Source organism: Fibrobacter sp. UBA4297 (assembly GCF_002394865.1).
GTDB lineage: Bacteria > Fibrobacterota > Fibrobacteria > Fibrobacterales > Fibrobacteraceae > Fibrobacter.
Genome location: NZ_DGUZ01000019.1, coordinates 29,454 through 46,659 on the forward strand (window position 1 = coordinate 29,454; position 17,206 = coordinate 46,659).

Consider the following 17,206-nt stretch of genomic DNA (forward strand, 5'->3'; position numbering starts at 1 on the left):
GGACTTGTAGTCCTGGCGGCTCTTTATTTTTTGAATAAAAAAAGAAGCAGTATGAAAAAACTCATTAGCATCATATTCTTATTTGCCCTGTTCGGTTTTGAATTTGCAGCGGCAGCTCAAATTCATACCCTCCCCAACCTTGACAGGACATGTAAAACCTGCTCCCGCGAGTACAACGATACGGTAAACGTCTTCAACAGGCGCCCCATCCGCCTGAACCAAAGCGGATTCAAGCCGGAGCATTACAAATACGCCTACGTTGCAGACCCGAAGGAGATGACGTTCAAGGTCATTGACGCCAATAGCGGCAAGGAAGTCCCCGGTGGCGGAAACCTTTCCTTAATCGGCACGGTCACAAAGCCGGGCATCATGGTGAGGCAAGCCTTCAACTCCATTCAGGACATGGGATTCCTTGGAGATACAACCGATGCTAAGGAAACACTCTACCGAGCAGATTTCACCTCCTTATCTACAGTAGGTGAATACTTCATCGTTGTCGGGAAAGATACTTCAGCGACATTCCACATCAGCCCTTATATCTATAATTCCATTCTCGAAAAGTCGTTGATGTTCTTTGGCATCCAGCGTTGCGGCGATACCAAGTCGCATTTCCATGGAGCATGCCACCTGAAAGACGGTTCGGCTGTAGGTCACGATTTGACCGGTGGCTGGCACGATTGCGGGGACCATTTTAAAGTCGCAGAAACGGTCGGCTATGCCGCATACGTACTTTCCATGGTTTACCTCACTTACCAGGACAAGGCTGAAGACCGATTCGGCAATTCCTATGGCGACACAATCAAGGACGGCATTCCGGACATTCTCTACGAAGCAAAGGTCGGTGCCGACTACATTCTGAAGCTCTATAACGCCTCCGTCGCAGACGGCTTGATCGAAAAAGGCGACATGTACCACACCGTCGGCATGAGCGACTGGGACCACAGATACTGGGATGTGCCTGAGAAACAGGACATGCAAATACAAGAAAAAGGCGGCCCAGACCGCCTCGTATTGAAGGGCATCGGCACAAACGTCGCAGGCATTTATGCAGCAACACTCGCAAACGTCGCAGTAGGCTTCAGGTTTATCAATCCGGGTTACTCCAAGGAATTGCTTGACGCCGCTAAGACAATCTATGACAAAATAGTAAGGCCAACATTCATCACGTACACGGAACAGTACGAAGCCAACGACAAGTGCGCAAGACGCGGCAAGGCAACAACATACGAAAACCAGACCCCATACTTCAACGGAAAGGGCTACTATAGCGGCATGGGCCTCTGCGAAGACGACGCAGCGGCAGCAGCAGTTTCGCTTTGGTACGCTACCGGCGACACGATTTACCCCTACGACCTGTACAAGAATACGGACATGAACGAAAATGGAATGATCAATTCCACAGCACAGTACGACTTGGCGTTTTTCCCAGCAGGCTATCTCGGCACGGGTCCAGGCTTCAACAACTCCTGGGCAACAGACTACCAGAACCTTTTTGCATACGTGCTTTTCGCCATGCAAAAGCTCATCTTGAACGACCCAGAATACGAAGCAAAATTCAATATTAACGAAACGGAAAGAGATGCTCTTTCCAAGCGCGTCATGGCGGCATTCCGCAAGCAGGTCGAAACGAACTCCAACGGTGATTCCGTCGCAGTCTTTTACCCGGGATCTGGCAATGAAGAACCCCGCGAAGGCAGTTCTTCGCTCCATGTAGAACCGCCCTACAACCTGGTGTGGACATCCTTTGACTGGGGCGTGATGCGATACAACATGGGTTCTGCAGTGGCCGTTTTCCTTTTGTACGAACTCACGAAGGATGAACGCTACTTAAAAGTGGCTCTTGACAACATGTATTACGTTTTGGGCGCAAACCCCTGGGATATTTCCTTGCTGCTTGGCGCAGGCGACAAGAACCCACAGCACCCGCATAACCGTTCCGCAAATCCGGACGGATACAACGCAGGCGGTATGCCCTATGAATACAAGTGCCCCATTGGCGCTCTGATGGGTGGCCGCGCGCCCAATTTGCCTTTGATCGAAGACTGGAGCAAATACACATCGACCGAAACATGTATCGACTTCTCGGCACAGTTCCTTTTCCCGGCACAAAGCCTCGCCGAACAGCTTCCTCCCGACAACGACGGACCTCTTTTCAGTGACGTTGTCGGCATCCCGACTTCAGACTCTACGGCAATTATCAGTTGGAAGACCGATGAACTCGCCCTAGTGACCGTTACCTATGACGCAACACCAAACTCTACTACGGCAAAGACCATTCAAATGACAGAAGCCGTCATAGAAGGCTCCGTAACGCTAACAGGACTTGTTCCTGGCCAGACCTACTACTTCTTCCTCGAAGGTGTTGACCAGAAAGGCAATATCTCTACTGACGACAACCATGGATATTGGTACAAGTTTACCATGACCTCGACCGCCACCACAATCAGTGGAGTCACCATTTGCCAGGTCGATAACCGCAGTGCAAAGATTTACTGGTGGAGTTCCGACCGCCTCGATGGAACGATTCATTACGGAAAAACAAAAGGCACCTACACAGAACATAATATCGCCAATGGCGGTTCAGCCTTATTCCACGAAGCAATCCTTACAGGGCTTGAACCAGGTACAACTTACTATTTCACCGTATCCTCGGGTAAGACAACCTCTGAGGAATACTCATTCACGACAGAGCAGTACGCAACGACAGTCGAAATGGAAATTTACATTAAGCCGCTCAAAAAAGACGGCTGTGCCAACACCTCGGACTGGAAAAAATGCAATACATTCCTCGTCTTCATTACAAACAAGGATACGGTCGATTATGAAGATCTCGATATGAGATTCTATTTCCCCGTCCCAGTCAGAGGAGCCAGCAACAACAAGTCCATTTGGGACGGTACAGGTCAAGCAGTTGGCTGGCCCACCATCGTTTTCGAAGAACCGGTCCCATATAATGTGACATCAATGAATGGATCTGTAGAAAATGGCTACTACACGCAAGTCCATATTGAGGGTAAACTCGCTGTATCCGGAAGCTACTTCTTTGAATTTATCGTAAACCCAACATACGGGGAACTCGATAATAGCTGGTCATTGAGACCGCACACAAGCGACGATGATCCAGCCTATTTCAAAGGCATCGATTTAACCCGCGGACCTCTTTACAAGGAAGAGTCCAATTCCAACATGTATGTCGAAACCGTCAACGGAAAAACAGAAAAGGCGTTCACCAGAACATATTATGTAACCGCCTACTACCACGGCAAATATGTTTATGGTTACGCTCCAGACTACACACCAGAGAAAGGACCGCAAGTCAAACGTACCATTGACATCGCTTTTGAAAGCCCGTTCGTAAGCCCCATTCACTCAATCGAAAAAGAAAATCCGCAGACGACTTACCTCGCGACAAGCAAGGTTTCGCCGAACGGCATGCTTGATGCAGTTGAAATGAACGGCAATCCGTACCCATTCATTTACACCCAATCAAATCGCACAGACGCCATCACCTTCGGCGGAGACACGACACTCGCCTACGGCAACAACTATATGGAATGGGTCAGCTGGCACAACAGAAATGCCAACCAGAAGGCCGAAAATAAGTATGACTGCGCCTGCGCCGTTGTCCGCACCAATGTCGAAATCGACAGTATTACAAAGCCTCTCGAAAAACGTTACCTCATATTCGACAAGAGCAACATCGTCGGCTATAAGGATAAGTTCATTGAAGTGCAGATTTCGCTCCTCGACAGCACCCTTGAACTTCTCAAAGACGAAAAGAACTTGAACGTAGATTTGATCAGTGAAGACCCGAACATACAGTTCTTTACAGACCCGGCTGCGACGATTCCTGTAACGACAATTACTCTTTACAACGGAGTTGCAACAATTTACGTAAGCTCTAAGGTTGCCGTAAAAACAATCATTTCGGCAACACACCCGAATACAAAAGATTACGCCTACACGCCTGCAACAGCAGAACTCAACATTGAAGAACTGCCGCCTTGGCCGATTATCGATGTTGCAAAGCTTGTGGACCTGAACTGCGACCACATTCCTGATGCCATGGATATCACACTCTCGTCAGAATACCAGGCAAACCAGAGCTTTACCGCGATCTCATTCTCTTACGGTAATCAAACGATTACCTCTGATAAAGTGAAATCTCAGAACGGCAAGTCACTCATCGTCGATATCAACGCGCCGAAAGAAATTGTAACGAATGCAACCGGAAAGATTTCGCTCACCAGCAACATTCAGGGACAAGTCAAAACAGTCGATGACTCCTATTCTGACGGAATGCCGCCGGCACTCCTTTCGGCAACGGTTCTCGAACGCCAGGATACTTCTACGACAGACCATCTCTACTTGCAATTCAGCGAGCCAATTTCTGCACCGGGCACAAACTTCCCGCTAATTCTCTATGGAGCAGACGGAGTAACCCCAGCCACGGCACCAACGGTCCTATCCGCAAAGATTTATAACGAAGCAAAAAACATCTGGGACTTTGAAATTCCGTTTGGAGCAGGCAACGTCTCGCTAGTTACCGCAGGCATGTGGGGACAGCTCAATCCGGCAGGAACGATTACCGACTTGAATGGCAACGGAGTCGCAGGAATCTGCACGCCTGAAAAAGTCGAAATTCTCCTGAAGATTTTGCCAATCCCGATGACATACGCCGTCATAACAGACAAGTTCCAAAACGGTTACGCAAGCCATGTCGATGTGACATTCCAGAAGCCACTTGACGAAAAACACACGCCAGAAAAACTGGAAATCATCTTCGGTATGGCAAATCCCGAAACACTCACCGTCGAGAAGAGCAAGTACGCTTTCAACGGAGAAAACCTCTCCATTGACCTTGAGAAGCCCTTCCAGTTCGGCAACACTGCCGGCAACTACGAAGGAACAACCCCTGGTGGCAAAATGCTTGTCAACGCAGGCCTAGTCACGCAGTACCTTGGAACCGGTGCAGCAACCGAAACAAACTCCGTCCTTGCCGAAGACAAGGTCGGTCCGGTCTACGTTTCAGCTAAAATAAACCAAGCCGGTACAAATGACATCGTGAACATCATGGCTAGCGAGCCGCTCGTCGTCGCCGATTCCGCACAGGATTACTTTAGACACAAGCGAGGTGAGACCTACTCATCGGCAAAGAACGGTTCGTTCACCAGCTGGAGCTTCACGCATAGCAACGCAGGAATTACACTCCTCTATGCCGCGGAACGTTCCGGTACCATCATGGAAGGTGACTTTGTGAGAATGGGTTCTGGAATGACAAGTTCGTTCAAGGATGCTAACGGCAACTATCCAGAATTTGAAGTTCCGTGGATTCTTGTCAACGGCAATGGCGCACCGAGAGTCAAGTTCGATGTCAAGCTCCGCGAAACCGTTACCGATGCAAGTTCAAGCAAGAGTACAAAGGTGAATGTGGACGAGACTATGCGTCTCTACATCAAGAATGTGACAACGGGCAAGTTCGACCTTATCCAGGGCGACAAGGTCACGCTCGCGGGAATCGACTCCGCAGATATTGGAGGTGCAATCTTTGATGTAACGCTCACGGTTCCTCGAGGGGCATCGCTCGGTGACGAGTGCGCATGGGAAAAGCTCGCTGTCAAGTTCAATATTCCGATATATTCGAACTTGGGCAGTTTTGTCAATCGCTTTAACCGCACCTTCAATGTAGAACCCAAGCAGTACCTCTCCAGCAACAACCTGGTGCAATTCGCCATCGAATGGGCGAACAAGGGTGTCGCAGGCATCCGCACCAAGGAAGACAGAGCGGTTGGCACGGGCGCATTCATCTACAAGGCAACAATCGACGCAACGTTCTCGCCCAACATGAACAATCCCGAAGTCAAGGGTGATCCAAAAATCATCCAGAACTTCTCGACGAAGAATTCCTTCGAACAGACAAAGACATTCGGCATCAAGAGAACAAAGTAACAAAGGATTTGGGAAAATATGCAAGAGAGTCTGTTTACAAGCTCACCTTACGTTATTGCGCTATCTGTAGTGGCGTTAATCATCGTATGCTATTTTCCCATAATGCTTGGGCAAAAGACGTCAGTCAAGCAGCTTCCAAATTCAATCCACCAGCTAGTGATTATCAGCATTTTCTGGCAAGCGAGCAACTTGATTGGCGACATATTCTTTAGCGGAGACAACTTTATTGCAGGCACCAAAGCATATACAGCAAGGCATATCATCTTTGCTGCCGCCGCTCTAGGATGGATACAGCTTGGAAATGCCATACAGCATACAGCAGAAATAAGCCTCAAGATAAAGCGAAAGAACGGCTGGAAGCTCATGAACATTTTCGGGGCTCTAGCCGTTGTCCTTTCGTCCTATCTGTTCATCAAGGACCCTTCTTCTATTGCAAACTTCAACTTTTTTAGTTACCACCCGTTTGCTGAAAGACCTTACTTCAGTTTCTATTCGTTGCTGTTTGGCGTATTCGTAGTCCCAAACCTGATCGTGACGGCCTACATCATGCTCCGCAACATCGTACAGTCTAGCGAAACAACGCTCCCCCAGCAAGTCAGCATTTACATGCTAACTTCCTTTATGTTTTTTGTGACACTGGCCGCCCTTTTTGACTTTGTCCTCCCTATTTCAACGAAATTCAACAAGTTTGACCAGTTTCTAAAATGGACCCAGTTCATTTCTGTGTTCCTTGCAATTCTTTCCGGGCAATACTTTACATCGGTTTCATTCAAGAACAAAAGTGCTTCCTGGTTTTTAGACAAGCTAAAAGACAAAATGATGGATGGCCTTATCTATTATAACTACAAAGGCGAAATCCAGCTTGCAAATCAGGCCGCCCTCAGCATTTTGCACACAACGCAAGAGACTATCCACAATAAAAAAATTTCATCCATTTTTCCGCAGATTCAAGACCCCACACGCGAAGCAACTTACAATAAAATAAGGATCAAAATTGACAACGAAGACCATATTTTCAATGTTTCAATTTTCCAGATTCGCCAATCATTAACAACAAATTACAATGTAGCCTTCTTTAGCGATGTATCCAACACTCTGCATTATCAACAAATTATTAAAACACGTGACGAGCAGTTCAAGGAATACCAGCTTGACCAAATCCGTTATCAAGAACGCTTGAACATCTGGAAAAAGAAGGTCGATGAAAGCAAGTACTTCTTGGATACGCTTATCAGCACGCTCCCATTCCGCTTTTGGTCCAAGAACGAGCAGGGCGTGTTCATGACGCAGAACCAAAACGACATCAAGAATCGCGGAAACCTGCTACAGACATCCGAACCGGACAACAAGATTTTGCCGCAGGAACTCTTGGCCCGTAACGAAGGTGAACCACAAAGTTTCATCTCTTATGAACGAATAAAAAAATCGTTTAACGAAAACAACGAAGAAGAAGACATTGAAATTTTAACGCAAGACGATTACAACAAAGCTGTCCGCAAGGGCGTCGCAAAGGATATCATGATTTTCAACAACATGTTCATCCCAATTATGGCGCCGCGCAAGCCGTATAAAATTATCGGTATCAAGATTGACATTACTAATGAGATGCGCCTCGAAAAAGAGCGCGACATGTTGCAAGAGCAAAAGCACATCCACTCAAGGCTCGAAGAACTGGGCACCATTTGCGGAGGCTTTGCACATGACTACAACAACATTCTCGGTTCACAAATCGGCTTCTGCGACCTAGCCCTTGAAGTTCTTGACAAGGAAAACCAAGCATATATGTTCATCCAGGAAGCGCGTAAGGCAGCCACACGCGGTAAGGATTCTCTACAGGAACTTTTAAATACCATCCGAGGAAAGACCGAGGAAAAGAACACTCTTACCGAATTTGCGCCGTACATGATCATCGACGACGTGGTGAAAAAGCTTTGGATTACGCTCCCGCCAAACGTGAAGGTCAAGGCCGACAACCTCGACAAGAACATCCGCATCGTCGGAAACGTCTCTGCACTCGACCGCATTATCAGTAACCTTGCGAACAACGCTATTTTTGCCATGAAGGAAAATGGCGGCACGCTTACGATTGCACTCAATCGCGAAGTGCTTACGGAACCGCTAATCACGCCTTACGCCCCACAGATTGACGCAGGCACATACGCCAAAATTACAGTCGAGGATACAGGCACAGGCATGGATACGGCGACCCTTGAACGCATCTTTTCACCATTCTTTACGACCAAGGCGCCAGGTGAAGGCCTCGGTTTGGGCTTGTCTTCGGCATTAAGACTGCTAAAAGAAGGCAATGCGGGCTATACTGTACAAACAACCTTGGGCGAAGGAACTATTTTTTATCTATATTGGCCTATAAGAAACGAGAAAATGGAGGCTTAATGTCTACAATACTCATCATTGACGATGACGCTCAACTCAACCTCATGTTGAAGTCAGCACTGGAATTGAAAGGTTACACTGTCGATACTGCATGCAACGGTAAGAAGGCTAAGTCGCTTTACCAGAAAAATACGTACGATGTGATTATCACCGATATCATCATGCCGGAAGGCGATGGATTTGAAGTTGTCCTTGACCTCCGCCGTATGGGCATGAGCGACCGCACAATCGCGATTAGCGGTGGTGGCCGTACATCTGCCGAAGACTACCTTGCTACGGCACAGCATTTCGATGTAGCCGCAATTTTCAGCAAGCCGCTGGACCTCCAGTTGCTCCGCAACAAGGTTGACGAGATCATCAAAGCACATTCGTAATAGCGTAAATGATGAATATCCTGATCGCTGATTTTGATCGGAAATTTGTCGAGGAGCTACAGCGGAACTGGTCTGTTGCCGGAACGAACCTCCTGGTCTGCTCCGACGATAAGACTCTGATGCCGCTAATAAAAAAGACGTCGATAGACCTTGCGTTTATCGAGGTTCCTTTTTTGATGCTCGACAACATGGATTTGATCAGCTATTTGAAGGAACGCCAGCCTGGCATTGAAATCTTCGTGTTGTGCGACGACCGCAACTGGCAGGGAGCCGCTAGCGCTATTACCCGTGGCGCAAGCAGTTTCTTGAAAAAGCCGGTCACGCTTTCACTCTTGGAGAGCACGGCAAGTAAAATCCAGGCGCAGCAACAAAACAAGTCCAACACGCAACTTATGGAATCTCAGGTGTTGGACAGCCTCCTCGGCGACACGCCCGAGATGCGCAAAATTCTTAAAACAGTTTATAAGGTCGCACCGACCAACAGCACCTTGCTTATAACCGGCGAGTCTGGTTCAGGCAAGGAATTTTTGGCAAACGTCGTCCACCGCTACAGCAAGCGCGCGAACGAACCGTTTGTGCCGGTCAACTGTGGCGCCATTCCAGAAAACCTTGTAGAAAGCGAACTCTTCGGTAGCAAGAAGGGATCGTACACTGGTTCTACCTCCGACAAGAAGGGCTTGTTCGAATCCGCCAATGGCGGTACGCTTTTTCTGGACGAAGTCGGTGAACTATCGCTTGCAACACAAGTCAAGCTTTTACGTTTTCTGCAAAGTCACGAAATCAGGCGCGTGGGTGAAACGGACGCCCGTTATCTCGACATCCGCATTATTGCAGCGACCAACCGCAATTTGCAACAAGCAATGCATGAAGGACGATTCCGTGAAGACCTTTATTACCGTTTAAACACGTTCCACTTGCAGCTTCCACCGCTCCGCGACAGGAAGCCCGTCATCCCGAACTTAATTCGTTACTTTATCTTAAAGAACAAGGAATCGCAGGGCAAAGAAATCAACGACATTGAACCCGCGGCTCTTTACGCTTTGACAAAGTACCCCTACCCTGGCAACATTCGCGAGCTCGAAAATATCATGGAGCATGCGATTGTGCTTTCGGAAGGCGGAGTCATCAAGCTCGAAGACTTGCCCGAATACGTGCAAGTGGAAGCACGCGAAAAGACGGTTGCGATTCCGCATATCAAGGACGCAGCTAGTCTTAAAGAAAGCGCTAGCGAGCCTGTTTTTGACAACGCCGAAGATGCGGAAGAGAATGAAAAGTCTGCCGAAAATCCGCTCGGAAAGCCGATTCATTTTGAACCGATTTCAGGCAAGACGGATAGAGCAGGGCTTTTGACGCACAACCCGACGAAGTTCATCACGCATAATCCTGCGCCCGAAGAAGAAGAAATTCTTTCGCTCGACGAGATGGAACGCAGACACATCTTGCATGCCCTAAGCATTTGCAAAGGCAACAAGACTGAAGTCTGCAAAAAGCTCGGCATTAGCCGTGCCACACTTTGGCGCAAGCTCAAAGAGCTCAAAATCGAAATGGACGGTGGTGAGGAGTGAGCGGCTGCGCCGCAGTTGGCAGAACTTAGACCGCTACGCTCTTAGACAAGAGATTGTTCTAAGTTCTAAGTTCTAAGTTCTAAGTTCTAAGTTCTAAGTTCTAAGTTCTAGGTTCTAAGTTCACACCTCTACAAGAGTAGCGACTAAGCAAGAATCTTTTGTAGAACCGCTACCGACAAAGTCTACGTCTTGGGATTTTTTCCAAGACGTTTTTGCATTCGGATGCACGGAAGAAACGGCAACGAGCACATCGCGGGCAAAAGCATTCAAGTTGAATTCACTGTAGTTGGAACTCACCATGAAGAATCCGCCGGGATTTAAAAGCGTTGCACAGTCAGCAACGAGCGGCATCAAGTGTTCGCGCACGTTAAAGTTAAAGCCCTTGAAACGCGCAAAGCTCGGCGGGTCTAGCACGATACCGTCAAAACGATGCCCTTTCTTTTGAGCCCAATGCACATATTCGATGGCATTACCACGGAAGAACTCTCCAAAACGCAAATCAAGGCCGTTTAAGGCGTAATTTTCACGGCCCTTGTCAAGAATCTTGCCGCTGATATCAGCGTTTGTAGCGACCGCGGCACCGCCTAGACGGGCATGTACGGAAAAACTGCACGTATAGCTGAAAAGATTGAGGAAGCGGAGCCCAGAACGCACGACGTTTTCAAGATTCGCCGAGTCAGCGAGATGCGACGGAGATGCGCCGGACATGGCGCGGAAGCGTTCTTCGACTTCAAGGCGCACATGGCGCATGTCAAGAAAAAGTCCCGGATTAATCGTATCAAGCAAATCCACATGAAAATTGGCATTACCTTCACGGACGGTTCCCACGGCATCTTCACGCGAGCCAATCACGACATCCATCGGAGCATTCTCGAGCGAACGTCCAGAACTCGAAAGGCGTTCCTTTGAGACAACGCAAATAGGATTGAAAAGAGCGGCCAAAGCCTCGACAATTTCAGTTTTGCTCGTCAAAAGCTCCGGTCCAAAAAACTGCATCTGGTAACGGTCGCCAAACTTGTCTATCGTAAGTCCCGGGAAACCGTCAGCAGCGCCATTCACAACACGGAATGCATCCGTTACATCAAATAACGGAGCGCGCTTTTCGAGCGCAATCGATAACTTGTTTTTTAAATCAAAAGCCATTTGAGAAAATGAATCCTAGATCCTTCGACTTCGCAACTTCGTTGCGGAGCCTGTCCTGAGCTTGTCGAAGGGCTCAGGATGACACAGAAAAAATAGAAAATTCACTGGATCCCGTCGGTCGTTTCACGCCCTCCAGGATGACAACTCTTTCGTCTCTGCACAAGTGCCAAATGCTCGGCTCAGAAATAGGCTTGCAAGCAATCCTGCTTCATTCGCCGTACGCATTTGTCGTCTATAGGGCCACCAAAGGCCCGTTCTTTCGTCTATTTATCAAGAGTTTTGATTTGGTCGACAAACTCGCCCACTTCCTTAAATTCACGGTAGATGGAGGCGAAACGCACATACGCCACAGCGTCAAGCTTTTTGAGTTCCTGCATTACGAGGTTCCCTATCTGATCGTAGCTTACTTCAAAGCCTTCCGACATCTGCAACGAATTTTCCACGCGCGTCACAAGCTGTTCGATATCGTCCATGGACACCGGGCGCTTTTTGCAGGAGTTCATAATGCCTCGTTGCAATTTTTCACGCTGGAAAGGTTCGCGTTCGCCACTGCGCTTGATAACGGTCAACGGCTGAACTTCGATATATTCTCGGGTCGTAAAGCGACGGCCACAAGCACAACATTCACGACGACGACGAATCGACGAGCCACTCACGCGGCTATCGACAACCTTATCGTTATCATTCTTGCAAAAAGGGCAAATCATGTTTTGAATATAGCACTTTTTAAGGGGAAAGTGCGCAAAATCACTATAAAATTACATTGTTTTAGTAGGAAGTAGACAGTAGGCAGTTAGAAGTAGTGCAAAAAAAACGGCACCGTCATCGGCACCGTTTTTTAAATGTTTCGATTGCGTTAGCTAATTAAGCGTTTGCTTTCTTGAAGTCTTCGACGTTCTTAGCGAATTCAGCGAGGTATTCCTTAGCGGCTGCGGCAACAGCTTCCGGAACGTAACCGAATTCCTTTTCGAGGACGCCAGCAGGAGCAGATGCACCGAAGCGTTCGAGACCGGAGACCTTACCGAAGCCACCCACGACCTGGGCGAACAAGAGCGGAAGACCGCTGGACTTTGCAAACACCGGAGTCCACGGAACGATGATGCTATCGCGGTAGGATTTCGGCTGCTTGAGGAAGAGAGCCGGGCTAATCATGGAAACCACGCGCACAGACTTGCCTTCGTCGCGGAGGAGTTCAGCAGCCTGGTGTTCGAGGAGAACGTCACTGCCGTTTGCAACCAAAGTAAGATCCGGCTTCTTGCCAGCGGCGGTGTTGTCGCTAACAATGTAAGCACCCTTGCGGCAAGCCTTGGCAGCTTCGTAGCGATTTTCACCCGGGAGCGTATTCACGACCTGGCGAGTGAGGATGAGAGCTGTCGGGCTGTCGTTGTTTTCAAAAGCCATTTCCCATGCAGCGAGCGTTTCGTAGGCGTCTGCCGGGCGGAGCACGAGCATTTCGGCCTTGCCGCTAGCCTTCGTGAGGCTTTCGAGCAAACGAATCTGCGTTTCGTGCTCAATCGGCTGGTGCGTCGGGCCGTCTTCGCCAACGCGGAAGCTATCGTGCGTAAACACGTACTTGACCGGGAGGCCCATGAGAGCGGCCATACGAATAGCCGGCTTCATGAAGTCACTGAAGACAAAGAACGTAGCGCAAATCGGATAGAGACCGCCGTGGAGAGCGATACCATTTGCAATAGCGCCCATCGTGAGTTCTGCAACGCCAACCTGGACAAAAGCACCCTTGAAGTCGTTAGCGCGGAAGATGCCCGTCTTATCGAGGAATGCCTGCGTGTTGTCGGAGTTCGAAAGGTCTGCAGAGCTGCAGATGATGTTGTGATAATTTTCGGCGAGGTAGCCAAGAACCGTACCGCTAGTGACGCGAGTTGCAACACCTTCCTTGATGTTGAGTTTAGAGAGGTCAATCTTGAGACCCTTGCCCGAGAGCCATTCGTTGAGGGTTGCGGACTTTTCGGCGTTAGCCTTGTCCCAAGCGGCCTTAGCCTTCTTCCATTCGGCGACCTGCTTGCGAAGTTCGTTAGCGCGGGCTTCAAAGCCGGCCTTCACGTCGTCAAAGACCTGGAACGGATCGTCCGGATTGCCACCGAGATTCTTGACCGTAGCAGAAGTAGAAGCACCTGCGGCATTGAGCGGCTGACCGTGCGTAGAGACAGCGCCTTCGTAGCTCTTGCCGTCTTCGGCGATAGCGCCCTTGGCCATCGTGGTGTGGCCATAGACAAGCACCGGCTTTTCGGTTTCAGCCCAAGCGGCCTTGAATGCCTTGCGGAGTTCTGCAATGTTGGAACCGTCACATTCGATGACGCGGAAGCCCCAGGATTCGTACTGACCAACGAAGTCGTGGTCCATCACGTCTTCAGTCTTGCAGCTGAGCTGGACCTGGTTAGCGTCGTAGAAGAAAATGAGGTTCGAAAGCTTGAGGTGACCTGCAATGCGGCCCACGCCGTATGCGATTTCTTCTTCGAGACCGCCATCAGAAACGAGGCAGACGGTCTTGTGTTCGAGGATAGAGCCAAAACGTTCGACCATGAAGCGTTCGGCGATAGCGCCACCGAGAGCCATGCCGTGACCGATACCAAGCGGGCCTGAGGAGTTTTCAATACCGAGGGCAACATCAACTTCCGGATGGCCCGGAGTGCGGCTGCCAAGCTGGCGGAAGTTTTTCACGTCTTCGAGCGTGAGGCGGTTCGTGAGCACGAGTTCGGAGTAGAGGAGCGGGCTCATGTGGCCCGGGTCCATGAAGAAGCGGTCGCGAGCCATCCAGTTGGCATCGTCCGGATCGTAACGCAAGAATTCAGCAAACAAAAGCGTAATGGCGTCTGCGGCGCCCATGGCTCCACCCGGATGTCCGGACTTGGCCTTCTGCACCATCGCGGCAGAAAGGATACGGACGTTGTCAGCTGCTTTTGTAACTAATGAATCTTGCACGGTCTAACCCCTTTAGAGTTTTGTTTTTACGCGGCAAATTTAGTTTTTTCTTGCGAAACTCTCAAGGTATATTGTCAAATGAAAAGCCCAAAGCAATAAAAAGTTATATTTTCGCAACAACCTAAAAAAATCCAAAAACGTCCCAAAAGAAGCAATTCCTGGAGCGCTTTTACGTGTTATCGAGAAGGAACCCAATGAATATTAAAGACGCTATCTTGAGATTATTCAAGAACTTAGCTCACCCCGCAGGCATTTTAGGCACCATCGTTGCCATAGCCATCCCCTTCCTTATTTACCTCGCCCCGAACATCAAACACAGGGAAACCATCCGGCAGATGGATTTGAGCTGGCCACTCCCGCTTTTTGGGATCCAGTTCATTCTCGGGATCATCCTCTTCTGTTTTTTGAGCAAGGATTTTAGGGAATGGATCAAGGGCATTCTCCCCACAAAGTCCGTAAGCATCATGACGCTCGTGTTCACCGTCGCCGTTTCGATTTTCGCCTTCACGCAAATCGAGGCCCGCCACCGCGTCCAAAGTGACGAAAGCGTCTTTATGTCCGTCGCCCAAAACATGTACTACAACCACGAATCCGGCACCTGCAACCAGGGCGAATTCGACAAAGGCACCCTCAAATGCAAGGCCACGTCAAATAGTTTCAAGACCAAGGGGTTATCCTTCCTTTACTACCTCGGCATGCCATTGTTCGGCAGCGATCTCCGCTGGATTTTCACGGCCGAATTCGTGATGCTCCCGCTTTCATTCCTACTCATGTTCCTTGCAATTGTCGCCTGGACCAGACAACCCCTCCTTGCCTTCCTCGCCTCGCTACTCATGGCACTCCAACCGACGGTACTTTTCCAGTTCCGCGCCATGTCCGTTGAACCGCTCTATATATTCCTCTCGGCTTTAGCTCTGTTCGTGTTTAAGTGGGCTTACGATAGGAACACGGTCATGCACTGGATGCTCCTCGCCCTCATCCTAGCATTCTTCGCCCAGACCCGCCAAGAAACAATCTTCTGCGTCTTTGCGTTCGTCATCTTTGCTCTCCCAAGACTCCTTGACAAAAAAGACGAGAAAGCCCCTGTTTTCTTCGTGACGCTTTCTCTCTTCTCTATACCCGTGCTCCTCACAATCAGCTACTTCCAGGGATTCGGTTTCCAGGGTGGCGAATTTGAAGCCCACGGTCACTTCTTCGAAGACCTCGCCAAGAACTGGGATGTGATGACTGCAAAGCTCGACAAGAATGGCAATCTCACAAATCCGTTCCTCAGCTACTTTAACTACTTGTTCGCCATCGGTGGCATTTACCTCATTTTCCGTGCCATCAACGATGCCAGAAAAAGCGATTTCACATATCTCAAGATTCTCGGATTTTTACTCCTGTACCATGTTCAAACGTATGTGATTCTCGAAAATGTCTCCGGCGATTTCAGTATCGAAATCAACCAGCGCTATAGCCTCGTGATGTTGCCATCCATGGCATTTGTGGCAGCCCTCCCAATTACGCACATGGTCCAGTACTTTACCACTCCGACCAGCAGTAAAAAACAGAACGGCATGGGCGCAATTCTTGGCATATTGATTGTGGCTCTAGCCTTTACCGGATGGACATTCCACTACAAGAAGAATTTCAATGACAATATCATGTACAACCGCAATCACCTGACCATCGAAGAATATGAAATTCTCGGATGGCTCAAGGAACTGCCACAAGCGGACCGTTTCTTTATTTACGGTCGTCCCTGGCACTTTGTGGGCTACGGCATATCGTCCATTCATTACGACAACGCCCGCAGAATGTCGAACAGCGAAATGAAGGAGTTGATTGAAAAGTACAAAGGCGAAGTCTATTACATCCGCGGACTGGACTGCTGGGATAGCCACACGTACCACAAGAAAGCCGTGGAACACCGTATCGCCACGACCTGCGATGTTTTTGAACGCGAAATGGATTTGACAGGCGTCAAGAACATTTTGATTACGAACAACTACTGGGTCCAGATAGCGAAGTTCAACGGCCGCAAGAACTACAATCCAGAGAAAATTATCAAGGTGAACAAACCGGAATTTGTTCCCGCCGACTCCGCAGCAGCAAAGCCCGCTATGCTCAAAGTTCATTACGAGCTCAAGGAACAAGGACAAGCCGCCACCAAATGGAAATTTGCATTCCTTATCAACGACAAAATAATTGAACAAGGCGACTACAAATTCGGATCTTACGACCAGGAAGTGGACCTCGCCAGTTTACAGGCCGGCTTCAACCAGGTGAGATTCCTGGTGCAAGATCTAGCGACCAAAAGCAAGCTCGCCGATGTTTCCAAGTTCTACTTCGAAAAGGGAAACGGCGCCATAGCCCTCACGGACTACCCCATTGAAAGCCACAAGCAAGAATGGGGTAAAATGCACAAGAACGAAAGCATTGAAGGAAACAAGCTCAGCGTTAATGGTCAAAAATTTATAAACGGCATTGGCACGCACGCATCTTCTACAACGTTATTCGACATCGGACAAAAGTTTACCACGGTTAGGTTTTCCGTTGGGCTTGACGATGAATCGCTTTGCAGCGATGGCGTTGCAGTAGAAGTTATCGGTGATGGCAAGTCGCTTGCAAAGACGCCGTTCTTTAAGAACAGCGAATTGCTCAAAGTCGAGGCAAACATCGCTGGTGTCCAAAAGCTTACTATCAAGACATTCCCCAAAGAAGGCATCAACTGTAGCCACGTAGACATCATCAACCCGGTATTTATACCATAGTCAACAGTCAATAGTCACAAGCCATTAGTTTTTTTGTATGGCGGCAAAGCCGCGATTGTTTAGCTAATGACTAATGACCAACTTA

At 48.9% G+C, this 17,206-nt stretch carries 8 protein-coding genes; 5 read left to right on the forward strand and 3 right to left on the reverse strand.

Features of this window, described 5'->3' with window-relative positions:
- Positions 1-51 precede the first annotated feature (51 nt).
- The 4 genes from B3A20_RS10885 (at position 52) to B3A20_RS10900 (ending at position 10,282) form a co-directional block, all read left to right on the forward strand.
- Positions 52-5,949 carry a glycoside hydrolase family 9 protein gene (locus tag B3A20_RS10885; RefSeq protein ID WP_290764648.1) on the forward strand — a complete coding sequence of 1,966 codons (5,898 nt, stop codon included), beginning with the start codon at positions 52-54 and terminating at the stop codon, positions 5,947-5,949.
- 102 nt (positions 5,950-6,051) lie between these two features.
- The gene (locus B3A20_RS10890; protein ID WP_290764650.1) at positions 6,052-8,343 is read left to right on the forward strand and encodes an ATP-binding protein; all 2,292 of its coding nucleotides are present in this window, start codon (positions 6,052-6,054) and stop codon (positions 8,341-8,343) included.
- On the forward strand, positions 8,343-8,717 hold the full coding sequence (locus B3A20_RS10895; RefSeq protein WP_072826897.1) for a response regulator: 375 nt from the start codon (positions 8,343-8,345) through the stop codon (positions 8,715-8,717). The genes B3A20_RS10890 and B3A20_RS10895 overlap by 1 nt, the downstream gene beginning before the upstream one ends.
- An 8-nt stretch (positions 8,718-8,725) precedes the next feature.
- Positions 8,726-10,282, forward strand: coding sequence for a sigma-54 dependent transcriptional regulator (locus B3A20_RS10900; protein ID WP_290764653.1), 1,557 nt, complete (start codon positions 8,726-8,728; stop codon positions 10,280-10,282).
- A gap of 120 nt (positions 10,283-10,402) precedes the next feature.
- On the opposite strand, the gene B3A20_RS10905 is transcribed toward B3A20_RS10900, so the two are convergent.
- From B3A20_RS10905 to B3A20_RS10915, 3 genes are all read right to left on the reverse strand, one after another.
- Positions 10,403-11,425 carry a class I SAM-dependent rRNA methyltransferase gene (locus tag B3A20_RS10905; protein ID WP_290764655.1) on the reverse strand — a complete coding sequence of 341 codons (1,023 nt, stop codon included), beginning with the start codon at positions 11,423-11,425 and terminating at the stop codon, positions 10,403-10,405.
- Positions 11,426-11,688: 263 nt separating this feature from the next.
- Positions 11,689-12,132: a transcriptional regulator NrdR gene (gene nrdR / locus B3A20_RS10910; protein ID WP_012820241.1), complete on the reverse strand. Its 444-nt coding sequence runs from the start codon at positions 12,130-12,132 to the stop codon at positions 11,689-11,691.
- A gap of 157 nt (positions 12,133-12,289) precedes the next feature.
- Complete coding sequence (locus B3A20_RS10915) at positions 12,290-14,365, reverse strand: transketolase family protein (RefSeq protein ID WP_173562255.1); 2,076 nt, start codon at positions 14,363-14,365, stop codon at positions 12,290-12,292.
- A 194-nt stretch (positions 14,366-14,559) separates the two neighbouring features.
- Between B3A20_RS10915 and B3A20_RS10920 the strand changes: the two genes are divergently transcribed.
- Positions 14,560-17,121, forward strand: coding sequence for an NPCBM/NEW2 domain-containing protein (locus tag B3A20_RS10920; RefSeq protein ID WP_290764661.1), 2,562 nt, complete (start codon positions 14,560-14,562; stop codon positions 17,119-17,121).
- Positions 17,122-17,206: the final 85 nt, after the last annotated feature.

Coding starts and splice junctions, on each gene's coding strand:
- B3A20_RS10885 (WP_290764648.1), top strand. CDS start 52: ATGAAAAAACTCATTAGCATCATATTCTTATTTGCCCTGTTCGGTTTT.
- B3A20_RS10890 (WP_290764650.1), top strand. CDS start 6,052: ATGCTTGGGCAAAAGACGTCAGTCAAGCAGCTTCCAAATTCAATCCAC.
- B3A20_RS10895 (WP_072826897.1), top strand. CDS start 8,343: ATGTCTACAATACTCATCATTGACGATGACGCTCAACTCAACCTCATG.
- B3A20_RS10900 (WP_290764653.1), top strand. CDS start 8,726: ATGATGAATATCCTGATCGCTGATTTTGATCGGAAATTTGTCGAGGAG.
- B3A20_RS10905 (WP_290764655.1), bottom strand. CDS start 11,425: ATGGCTTTTGATTTAAAAAACAAGTTATCGATTGCGCTCGAAAAGCGC.
- nrdR (WP_012820241.1), bottom strand. CDS start 12,132: ATGATTTGCCCTTTTTGCAAGAATGATAACGATAAGGTTGTCGATAGC.
- B3A20_RS10920 (WP_290764661.1), top strand. CDS start 14,560: ATGAATATTAAAGACGCTATCTTGAGATTATTCAAGAACTTAGCTCAC.